The following is an 11,350-nucleotide window of genomic DNA, read 5'->3' on the forward strand; positions in this document are numbered from 1 at the left end:
TGAACGAAAAAGGCTGCCCTCGGGCAGCCTTTTTTATTGGCCATGTACGCCCTCGTAGGAGCGGAGCTTCTCCGCGGTCCGGCTTTTTCGCGCACAGCGAAAGCCGCAGACCTGGCATTGATTGTAGGGGATTACGTCTCAGTTTTCCTTCACCACCGCGAAGTTTGGCAGGGTGTCCACCGGCTGGGCGAAGTTGTAGGGAATCGATACCAGATCCAGGCCGACGTTGCGCTGCACCACGAAGTGCAGATGCGGGCCGCTGCTGTTGCCGGTGTTACCCGAGCGCGCCAGGGAGGTGCCCGTGGCGACGCGCTGCCCCTCGTGGACCAGCACCGAGCCACGCATCAGGTGCAGGTACACCCCCATGGTGCCGTCGTCATGCAGAATGCGCACGAAGTTGCCGGACGGGTTCTTGCCGCGCCCGTCCTGGCCGTTCTCGATCTTCACCACCATGCCGCCACGGGCCGCGATGATGGGCGTCCCCACCGGCATGGCGATGTCCATGGCGTAGCGCCCCTTGGGCGTAAAATGGCTGTAGCGGCCATTGGCGCCCTGAGTCAGGCGGAACGGGCCGCCCACCCAGGGCAACGCGTACTGGTAAGCCAGCGGTTGCGGACGCGGATCGCCCAAGGCATAGCGCAGCTTGGGTTTGTACAGCATGGGCTTGCCGGGCTCGCGCGGAGTGAGCGTTGCCAGGCGGATGGCGCTGCGCGGCGGCAGCACCCAGCGGATCGGCCGCTCCGGTACGCCAATGGCGTTCTGCGCACCGGTCACGCTCAGCTCCACTTCCACTGGCGCGTACAGGTCGTTGCGCACCTGCAGCGTCTCGCCGCCGGCGTGCTTCTTGGTCTCAAGCTTCACCTGCTGCTCCAGGTGCTCGACCATGCGGTCGCGGAAGACGAACACCGCCGCACCCGGCACGGCCTTGTCCGTGTAGGTGACCACGCCATTGGCGTCGGTGTACTTGTAGATGGTCACGGCCGAAGCCGTCCCTGATGCGGCCAAAAGACCGCACAGGAAGATACTGCGCCCTAGCATGTCGACTCTGGTTATAGGTATGGCGACAACCGCAAGACTAGCAGCGCGGCAGACCCGGAGCGACCTGCCGACAGCCGGCGTGTGAAGCAGTGCCGCCCACCGGTCGGCGCGCAATCAGGCGCCGGGCACGTAGTGCTTCTGGGAGCTACCACGGGCGATCAGGCGCGACAGGTAGTCGAGCTTCTGCGGATCGCGGTCGACGAAGCGGAACGTGAGCTGCAGCCACTCGCTGTCGGGTTTGGGCTCCAGCGCTGCCACGGCGTGCAGGTAGCCATTGAGCCGCGCCACATCGCTGTCTTCCTCCAAGTCCAGCACGGCGCTTTCCAGCACCTGTGGCAGCGGCGAACCGCGTTTCACCACCAGCAACGCTTCCTTCAGGCTCAAGGCCTTGATCACACACGGCAGGCTGGCCTGGGGCAGACGCAACTGGCCCTGCTGCCCCTTCGCGGCGGGACGCGCGGCAGGCGCAGCGGCAGCCGGGGTAGCAGCAGGAGTAGCAGGACGTGGCGCTGGGGCCGGACGCACCACATCAGCCTTGCCACCGGTCAGCGCACTGAGCGAATCATTGGGCATGGAACCGACGAGGCTGCGCTGCGGCGCCTGGGCGGCCAGTGCCTCGAGCTTGCCGGCGCGGGACAGCGCCTTCTTCACCTTGCTCACCAACTGGTCATTGGAGAACGGCTTGCCGATGAAGTCGGAGACGCCGGCCTGGATGGCCTGCACCACATTGTCCTTGTCGCCACGACTGGTAACCATGATGAACGGCGTGGTCTTCAGGCCGTCCTGCTCACGGCACCAGGTAAGCAGCTCGATACCCGACAACTCGGGCATCTCCCAGTCGCAGAGGATCAGGTCGACGCTCTGGCGCGCGAGGAACTGCTGCGCCTTGCGGCCGTTCACCGCCTCCTCGATCTGCAGGCCGGGGAAATGGTCCCGCAGCCCCTTTTTCACCAGATCCCGGATGAACGGGGCGTCATCCACCACCAGCACACTGACCTTGCCCATCGGCAGCTCCTTCGAACGATAGGGCGAAGAATAGCCTCGCTAAGTGGCGACATGCCATCGGCGCGGAACCGGTCGGCCATAAAATGACGAACCCGGCGCCTGGCCGGGTTCGTCGGTGCCGCTGGCGCAAGCCTTATTCGGGCTTGTTGCCGTTACCGGTGCCCTGCACTTCTTCCTTCATGCGGGTCAGGCCCAGGTGACGAACGTCGGTGCCGCGCACCAGGTAGATCACCAGTTCGGCGATGTTGCGTGCGTGGTCGCCGATGCGCTCCAGCGAACGCAGGGCCCAGATGACGTTGAGCACGCGGGAAATGGCGCGCGGGTCTTCCATCATGTAGGTGACCAGTTCGCGCAGGGCGGTCTTGTACTCGCGGTCGACGGTCTTGTCGTACTGCGCCACAGACAGCGCCAGGTCTGCGTCGAAGCGGGCGAAGGCATCCAGCGCCTCCTGCACCATCTTGCGCACCTGGTTGCCGATGTGGCGCACCTCGACGTAGCCGCGCGGCGACTCGCCTTCCTCGCACAGCTGGATGGCGCGGCGGGCGATCTTCGAGGCTTCGTCGCCGATGCGCTCGAGGTCGATCACCGACTTGGAGATGCTGATGATCAGGCGCAGGTCGGAGGCGGCCGGCTGGCGGCGGGCGAGGATGCGCAGGCATTCCTCGTCGATGTTGCGCTCCATCTGGTTGATCTGGTCGTCGATCTCGCGCACCTGCTGGGCCAGGCCCGAGTCGGCGTCGATCAGCGCGTTGACCGCGTCGTTGACCTGCTTCTCCACCAGACCACCCATGGCCAGCAGGTGGCTGCGCACATCTTCAAGCTCGGCGTTGAACTGCTGCGAGATGTGGTGGGTCAGGCTTTCTTTGTTGATCATGTTCGCTCCGCGAAAGCCGCTGGCTCCGGGCCGCTGGCTTGTGATGTTCTCCGGGAAGTTCTACCGCGCACGCAATACCGCGAAACTAGCCGTAACGACCGGTGATGTAGTCCTCGGTCTGCTTCTTGGCCGGGTTGGTGAACAGGGTATCGGTGTCGCCGAACTCGATCAGCTTGCCCATGTACATGAACGCCGTGTAGTCGGAGACGCGCGCGGCCTGCTGCATGTTGTGGGTCACGATGACGATGGTGAACTTGGATTTGAGTTCGTAGATCAGCTCTTCGATCTTCAGCGTGGAGATCGGGTCCAGTGCCGAGCAGGGTTCGTCGAGCAGCAGGACTTCCGGCTCCACGGCGATGGTGCGGGCGATGACCAGACGCTGCTGCTGACCGCCGGACAGGCCGAGGGCGGACTCGTGCAGGCGGTCCTTCACTTCGTCCCACAGGGCCGCGCCTTTCAGCGCCCACTCAACGGCTTCGTCGAGCACGCGCTTCTTGTTGATGCCCTGGATGCGCAGGCCATACACCACGTTCTCGTAGATGCTCTTGGGGAACGGGTTGGGCTTCTGGAACACCATGCCGACGCGGCGGCGCAGTTCGGCGACGTCCACGTTCTTGGCGAAGATGTTGTGGCCGTCCAGAAGGATCTCGCCCTTCACGTTGCAGCCATCGACCAAGTCGTTCATGCGATTGAAGCAGCGCAGCAGGGTCGACTTGCCGCAGCCGGACGGGCCGATGAAGGCGGTCACGCGCTGCTTGGGGATGTTCATGCTGACGTCGAACAACGCTTGCTTCTCGCCGTAGAACAGGCTCAGGCCGGGTACTTCGAGAGCGACGGTCTCGCTCTCCAGGTTCATGCCCTGGCGGTCGCCGCGGCCGAGCGCGCCGATGTCGATGCCGTGGGTAGCGGTTTCTTGTTGCATCTTCAGTCTCCCTTGGAGGCTTGGCGGCGGGCCTGGCCCGCCGCCGGCAGAATCAGTTTTCCAGCGCCTTGTACTTTTCGCGCAGGCGGTTACGGATGGCGATGGCCGAGAAGTTCAGCAGGGCGATGACCATCACCAGCAGCAGCGCGGTGGCGTACACCAGCGGGCGCGCGGCCTCGACGTTCGGGCTCTGGAAGCCGACGTCATAGATGTGGAAGCCCAGGTGCATGATCTTCTGGTCCAGGTGCACGTACGGGTAGTTGCCGTCCACCGGCAGCGCCGGGGCCAGCTTCACCACGCCCACCAGCATCAGCGGCGCCACTTCACCGGCGGCACGGGCCACGGCGAGGATCAGGCCGGTCATCATGGCCGGGCTGGCCATCGGCAGGACCACTTTCCATAGGGTCTCGGCCTTGGTCGCGCCCAGGGCCAGGGAACCTTCGCGGGTGGCACGCGGAATACGCGCCAAGCCTTCCTCGGTGGCCACGATCACCACCGGTACGGCGAGGATCGCCAGGGTCAGCGAAGCCCAGAACAGGCCCGGCGTGCCGAAGGTCGGCGCCGGCAGGGCTTCGGGGAAGAACATCCGGTCGATTGAGCCACCCAGCACATAGACGAAGAAGCCCAGGCCGAACACGCCGTAGACGATCGCCGGGACGCCCGCGAGGTTGTTCACCGCGATGCGGATGATGCGGGTCAGCAGGCCCTGGCGGGCGTACTCGCGCAGGTAGACCGCGGCGATCACACCGAACGGGGTGACGATCACGGCCATTACCAGGGTCATCATCACGGTGCCGAAGATGGCCGGGAAGATGCCGCCCTCGGTGTTGGCTTCACGCGGGTCGTCGCTGAGGAATTCCCACAGCTTCTGGAAGTAGAAGCTCAGCTTGGCGCCGATGCCCATGGCATTGGGCTGGTAAGCGTGCACCAGCTTGCCCAGGGTGATCTCGGTTTCCTTGCCGGTAGCATCGCGCATGGCGATGCTGTCGCGGTTGAATTCCTGGTGCAGGGCATTGAGCTGCTCTTCCAGCACCTTGTACTGGGCGTTCAGCTCGGCACGGCTGGCGGCGATATCGGCTTCGGCGGCGGCGTCCAGCTTGCCGTTGAGCTGCAGGCCGCGCTCTTTCAGGCGCAGGCGCTCGAGGCCGTGGTTGATGCCGCCGATGTCCTTCTTCTCCAGCTGGTACAGCTTGGCGTAGAGCTCGTCGACGCGCTTCAGACGGGTCTGCAGCTCGGCAATGGCGGCCGGACCTTCGGCGACCACCTTGCCGTTTTCCTTCACGTTCAGCAGATAGCCATAGAAGTTGCCCCACTCGCGGCGCTCCAGGGTCACCAGATCGGCCGGGTGACGCTTGTCGCCCAGCCACTCACCGATCACCCAGGAGAAGTCGCTGCCGTAGAGGTCGCGGTTGCCCAGCTTGAGCAGCTCGCGGGTCATGAACTCCGGGCCGTTGTCCGGCACCGGCAGACCGGCACCGCGCAGACGCTCACGCGGTACCTGCTCGACCTGCACCTCTTCGCCGATCAGGGTCTTGGGCGCTTCACCGGGAACGGTGTAGGTCGCCTCGATCACGTCCGCCGGCCAGAAGTGGCCGAGACCGCGCACGGCGATCACGGCGAGCAGGCCGATGGTCATGATCACGGCGATGGACACCGCGCCGGCGTTCATCCACACCCAGGGAGTACCGCTGGCGAACCACGCTTTGACGGATTCCTGTTTCTGTTTCACGGAACTAGCCTCGTCGGGCGTCGCTTAGAGCGACGCGTATTTCTTGCGCAGGCGCTGACGGATCAGCTCTGCCAGGGTGTTCATCACGAAGGTGAAGGACAGCAGCACCAGTGCCGAGAGGAACAGCACGCGGTAGTGAGTCCCACCCACCTCCGACTCGGGCATTTCCACCGCGACGTTCGCCGCTAGGGTGCGCATGCCCTGGAAGATGTTCACATCCATCACCGGGGTGTTGCCGGTGGCCATTAGCACGATCATGGTCTCACCCACCGCACGACCCAGGCCGATCATCAGGGCGGAGAAGATGCCGGGGCTGGCGGTCAGGATCACCACGCGGGTCAGCGTCTGCCAGGGCGTGGCGCCCAGGGCCAGGGAGCCGTAGGTCAGGCTCTTGGGCACGCTGAAGATGGCGTCTTCGGCGATGGAGAAAATGTTCGGGATCACCGCGAAGCCCATGGCCAGGCCCACTACCAGGGCGTTGCGCTGGTCGTAGGTGATACCCAGGTCGTGACTGATCCACAGGCGCATGTCGCCGCCGAAGAACATGGTCTCCAGGTGCGGGCTCATCCACAGGGCAAAGGCGCCGGTGGCGAGGACCACGGGGATCAGGATCGCCGCTTCCCAGCCGGCCGGCAGGCTCAGGCGGATGCGTTCGGGCAGGCGGCTCCAGATCAGGCCGGCGAGCAGGATGCCCAGCGGCGTAAGCAGCAGCAGACTGAAGATGCCCGGCAGGTGGCCTTCGACGTAAGGCGCGAGGAACAGGCCGGCGAAGAAGCCGAGGATCACGGTCGGCAGCGCTTCCATCAGCTCGATGACCGGCTTGACCTTGCGGCGCATGCCCGGAGCCATGAAGTAGGCGGTGTAGACGGCGGCGGCGATGGCCAGCGGCGCTGCGAGGATCATCGCGTAGAACGCGGCCTTCAGGGTGCCGAAGGTCAGCGGCGACAGGCTCAGCTTGGGCTCGAAGTCAGTGGTTGCGGCGGTGGACTGCCAGACGTAGCTGGGTTTGTCGTAGCTCTCGTACCAGACCTTGCCCCACAGCGCGCTCCAGGACACTTCCGGGTGCGGGTTGCTGAGGCTGAAGCGGCGCAGTTCACCGCCCTGCTCGACGATCAGGCGGTTGGCGCGCGGCGACAGAGCCATCAGGCCGGCCGACGGGGCAACGTTTTCCACCAGCAGGGTGCGATGCGCAGTACTGTGGAAGATGCCGAGGTTGCCCTGCTTGTCGAGCGCCAGGAAGCCTTTGCGGCGCTGCTCGGGAGCAATTTCGGTCACCGGCTGGTCGCCCAGCTTGAAGTCGCGCACATGGGACAGGCGCGGTTCGCCGTCTTCGCCACGGGCCATGAACCACTGGCCGATGCCGCCCTTGGAGTCGCCGACCATCAGCGAGATGCCTCCCAGCAGCTGGCTGCTGGCGGTCACTTCGGCGGAGGCGTCATCCAGCAGCTTGTAGCGGCCGTTGAGCTGGTGGGTGCCGAGGTTGAACACGTCGGCTTGCGCGCGGCCATTGATCACATAGAGCCACTGCTTGCGCGGGTCCATGTAGATCGCCTTCACCGGCTCGGCAATCTGCGGCAGGTCGATACGTTCTTCTTCCAGCGAGGTCTCGCCGGTCAGCATGTTTTCCTGACTGGTCAGGCTGAGCAGGAGCATCTGACTGCCAGTGGAGGCGGCCAGCAGCAGGCCTTCATCACCCGAGACGATCGCTACGTGCTCCAGCGGGCGGCCCTGGGTATCCAGGTTGATCGCGGTCTCACCATAGGGGTAGCTGATCTGCGGGGTGATGGTTTTCTTGTTGTCCGGGTAGGTGACCTTATAGGTGTGCTTGAACACCAGCGCCTGTCCGTTGGACAGGCCCAGAGCCACGGTCGGTTGACCCGGCTGGTCTTCGGCGATGGAGGTCACGCTGGTGCCCGCAGGCAGCTTGAGCGCGACGCGGTCCATCTCGTCACCTTTCTTCGCGTCGAAGAACACCACCTCGCCGTTGGCGGCGACGCGCATGCCCACCATGTTCTGCTCTTCGATGCTCAGCAGCAGCGGCGCTTGCGCCGTCTTCAGCCAGGCCGGAGCCAGGGGGTCGCGCGCCTCCAGCGTGGCGCCACGGAACAGCGGCAGCACCACATAGGCGAGGTAGAAGAAAATCAGGGTAATGGCAGCCAGGACGGCGAGACCGCCGACCAGCACGTACCAGCGGGTGAGTCGATCCTTGAGCGCACGCATGCGGCGCTTGCGCTGCAGCGCAGGCGTATTGAAATCGATCCGCTCGGGGAGAGAAGAAGTCATCGGGGAGTTGGCCAGGTCGTTCATGCAGTGACACCCTAGCGGCTCTGTGTGACAGAAAGATGACATGGAGGTGACGCGACAAAGCCCACCAGCAGAGCCATGCTGGCGGGCCCGGTCGGGAAGGCGTCAGCCCATGCCGGGCGGCACTGGCCGCCCGGTTGGCGGGCTGATTACAGACCCAGGTCCTTGATCGCTTTTTCGGCGACTTTCGACGGCAGCGGGATGTAGCCGTCTTTCACCACGACCTGCTGGCCGGTCTTGGACAGCACCATCTTCAGGAACTGGGCTTCCAGCGGGTTCAGCGGCTTGTTCGGAGCCTTGTTGACGTAGACGTACAGGAAGCGAGACAGCGGGTAGCTACCGTTCAGGGCGTTGGTTTCGTTGTCTTCGATGAACTCGCCGCCTTCCTTCTTGGCCAGGGCAACGGTCTTCACGCTAGCGGTCTTGTAACCGATACCGGAGTAGCCAACGCCGTTCAGGGACTGGCTGACCGACTGAACCACGGAAGCCGAACCCGGCTGCTCGTTCACGTTCGGCTTGTAGTCGCCTTTGCACAGGGCTTCTTCCTTGAAGTAGCCGTAGGTGCCGGATACGGAGTTACGACCGAACAGCTGCACGGGCTTGTTGGCCCAATCGCCGGTCAGGCCCAGATCACCCCAGGTCTTCACTTCCGACTTGCCGCCGCACAGACGGGTGGAGGAGAAGATGGCGTCGACCTGTTGCATGGTCAGGCCTTTGATGGGGTTGTCCTTGTGCACGAAGATCGCCAGGGCGTCCACGGCAACCGGAACAGCGGTCGGCTTGTAGCCGTACTTCTGTTCGAAGGCCTGCAGCTCGACGTCCTTCATCTTGCGGCTCATTGGGCCCAGGTTGGCGGTGCCTTCGGTCAGAGCCGGCGGCGCGGTGGAGGAACCGGCGGCCTGGATCTGCACGTTCACGTTCGGGTACAGGCGCTTGTACTCTTCGGCCCACATGGTCATCAGGTTGGCCAGGGTATCGGAGCCAACGCTCGACAGGTTGCCCGACACACCGCTGGCTTTTTGGTATTCCGGCAGGGCCGGATCAATTGCGGCGACCGCACTGGCGGTGCCTACGCCCGCGGCGACAAAGGTCAGGGCCGCCATCAAACGCTTGAGTTTCATGCCTTGCTCCTTGAGGAGAATGGGGTTGGATGGAACGGGGGCCAGTATCGTCAGGCCGCATGAAGACTCTATGACGCGAATGTGACAGTTGGATGAAATGCCATCAGCCGATTGCACGAACGGCATGGCAGGGCAAAACAGTCGTGGGGAAATGGCGAAAGGTGTGCTCCAGAGCCGCGGAAGGGCCCTGTATGCCCTTGTAGGAGCGAGCTTGCTCGAGAGCCTTAACAGACAGCCACACCGTCATAATCGATGAAATGACGCCACAGCACGCAGCGTCGCATGCGCTCCGATCTGGACATTGCACCCGCAGGAGCGGACTCCGTCCGCGATGGCCACCGTCTCAGCGCGCACTACAGGTTCGGGGTAGGGTGGAGGGCTGCACCCAGCCCAACTTTTCCGCGCGCAAAAGCAAAGCCCCCGGCCAGCTTTCGCTAACCAGGGGCTTTGGGATAGGAGCTTGACGATGACCTACTCTCACATGGGGAAACCCCACACTACCATCGGCGATGCGTCGTTTCACTGCTGAGTTCGGGATGGGATCAGGTGGTTCCAACGCTCTATGGTCGTCAAGCAATTCTTTAGGACGCTCGTGGCATTCGCACACGCTCATCCAGATTCGGGTATGTGACAGTCTTTGCGGTTCACACGAACTTTCGGTTCGTCGACTTCACCATCGAACACACAAATTGTTTGGGTGTTATATGGTCAAGCCTCACGGGCAATTAGTATCGGTTAGCTCAACGCCTCACAGCGCTTACACACCCGACCTATCAACGTCGTAGTCTTCGACGGCCCTTCAGGGGAATCAAGTTCCCAGTGAGATCTCATCTTGAGGCTAGTTTCCCGCTTAGATGCTTTCAGCGGTTATCTATTCCGAACATAGCTACCCGGCAATGCCACTGGCGTGACAACCGGAACACCAGAGGTTCGTCCACTCCGGTCCTCTCGTACTAGGAGCAGCCCCTCTCAAATCTCAAACGTCCACGGCAGATAGGGACCGAACTGTCTCACGACGTTCTAAACCCAGCTCGCGTACCACTTTAAATGGCGAACAGCCATACCCTTGGGACCGGCTTCAGCCCCAGGATGTGATGAGCCGACATCGAGGTGCCAAACACCGCCGTCGATATGAACTCTTGGGCGGTATCAGCCTGTTATCCCCGGAGTACCTTTTATCCGTTGAGCGATGGCCCTTCCATACAGAACCACCGGATCACTAAGACCTACTTTCGTACCTGCTCGACGTGTCTGTCTCGCAGTCAAGCGCGCTTTTGCCTTTATACTCTGCGACCGATTTCCGACCGGTCTGAGCGCACCTTCGTACTCCTCCGTTACTCTTTAGGAGGAGACCGCCCCAGTCAAACTGCCCACCATACACTGTCCTCGATCCGGATGACGGACCAGAGTTAGAACCTCAAGCATGCCAGGGTGGTATTTCAAGGTTGGCTCCACGCAGACTGGCGTCCACGCTTCAAAGCCTCCCACCTATCCTACACAAGCAGGCTCAAAGTCCAGTGCAAAGCTACAGTAAAGGTTCACGGGGTCTTTCCGTCTAGCCGCGGATACACTGCATCTTCACAGCGATTTCAATTTCACTGAGTCTCGGGTGGAGACAGCGCCGCCATCGTTACGCCATTCGTGCAGGTCGGAACTTACCCGACAAGGAATTTCGCTACCTTAGGACCGTTATAGTTACGGCCGCCGTTTACCGGGGCTTCGATCAAGAGCTTCGCTTTCGCTAACCCCATCAATTAACCTTCCGGCACCGGGCAGGCGTCACACCCTATACGTCCACTTTCGTGTTTGCAGAGTGCTGTGTTTTTAATAAACAGTCGCAGCGGCCTGGTATCTTCGACCGACATGGGCTTACGCAGTAAATGCTTCACCCTCATCGGCGCACCTTCTCCCGAAGTTACGGTGCCATTTTGCCTAGTTCCTTCACCCGAGTTCTCTCAAGCGCCTTGGTATTCTCTACCCGACCACCTGTGTCGGTTTGGGGTACGGTTCCTAGTTACCTGAAGCTTAGAAGCTTTTCCTGGAAGCATGGCATCAACCACTTCATCATCTAAAAGACGACTCGTCATCAGCTCTCGGCCTTGAACACCCGGATTTGCCTAAGTGTTCGGCCTACCACCTTAAACTTGGACAACCAACGCCAAGCTGGCCTAGCCTTCTCCGTCCCTCCATCGCAGTAACTAGAAGTACAGGAATATTAACCTGTTTCCCATCGACTACGCTCTTCAGCCTCGCCTTAGGGACCGACTAACCCTGCGTCGATTAACGTTGCGCAGGAACCCTTGGTCTTTCGGCGTGGATGTTTTTCACACCCATTGTCGTTACTCATGTCAGCATTC

Annotated in this window: 7 protein-coding genes and 2 rRNA genes (1 of these 9 only partly in view); all 9 read right to left on the reverse strand. The window is 62.4% G+C overall.

Going from position 1 to position 11,350, the window contains the following annotated elements:
• Positions 1-138: 138 nt before the first annotated feature.
• On the reverse strand, positions 139-1,038 hold the full coding sequence (locus tag SD196_RS26675) for a peptidoglycan DD-metalloendopeptidase family protein (RefSeq protein ID WP_275609293.1): 900 nt from the start codon (positions 1,036-1,038) through the stop codon (positions 139-141).
• A gap of 114 nt (positions 1,039-1,152) precedes the next feature.
• Positions 1,153-2,043 carry a response regulator gene (locus SD196_RS26680; RefSeq protein ID WP_275609294.1) on the reverse strand — a complete coding sequence of 297 codons (891 nt, stop codon included), beginning with the start codon at positions 2,041-2,043 and terminating at the stop codon, positions 1,153-1,155.
• A gap of 133 nt (positions 2,044-2,176) precedes the next feature.
• Positions 2,177-2,917 (reverse strand): phosphate signaling complex protein PhoU, encoded by a 741-nt coding sequence (gene phoU / locus SD196_RS26685; RefSeq protein ID WP_275609295.1) that lies wholly within the window; start codon positions 2,915-2,917, stop codon positions 2,177-2,179.
• A gap of 85 nt (positions 2,918-3,002) precedes the next feature.
• Positions 3,003-3,839, reverse strand: a complete 837-nt coding sequence (pstB, locus tag SD196_RS26690) for a phosphate ABC transporter ATP-binding protein PstB (RefSeq protein WP_331319551.1) — start codon at positions 3,837-3,839, stop codon at positions 3,003-3,005.
• Between the two features lie 52 nt (positions 3,840-3,891).
• Entirely contained in the window at positions 3,892-5,568 is a 1,677-nt protein-coding gene (gene pstA, locus SD196_RS26695) for a phosphate ABC transporter permease PstA (protein WP_275609296.1), read from the reverse strand.
• A gap of 24 nt (positions 5,569-5,592) precedes the next feature.
• On the reverse strand, positions 5,593-7,626 hold the full coding sequence (locus tag SD196_RS26700; RefSeq protein WP_275612035.1) for an ABC transporter permease subunit: 2,034 nt from the start codon (positions 7,624-7,626) through the stop codon (positions 5,593-5,595).
• Positions 7,627-8,021: 395 nt separating this feature from the next.
• Positions 8,022-8,993: a phosphate ABC transporter substrate-binding protein PstS gene (gene pstS / locus SD196_RS26705; protein WP_243803870.1), complete on the reverse strand. Its 972-nt coding sequence runs from the start codon at positions 8,991-8,993 to the stop codon at positions 8,022-8,024.
• A 458-nt stretch (positions 8,994-9,451) separates the two neighbouring features.
• A 5S ribosomal RNA gene (rrf, locus tag SD196_RS26710) occupies positions 9,452-9,567 on the reverse strand.
• A 130-nt stretch (positions 9,568-9,697) separates the two neighbouring features.
• A 23S ribosomal RNA gene (locus SD196_RS26715) occupies positions 9,698-11,350 on the reverse strand (it continues 1,239 nt past the right edge of the window).

This window comes from Pseudomonas macauensis (assembly GCF_047902425.1).
Lineage (GTDB): Bacteria > Pseudomonadota > Gammaproteobacteria > Pseudomonadales > Pseudomonadaceae > Pseudomonas.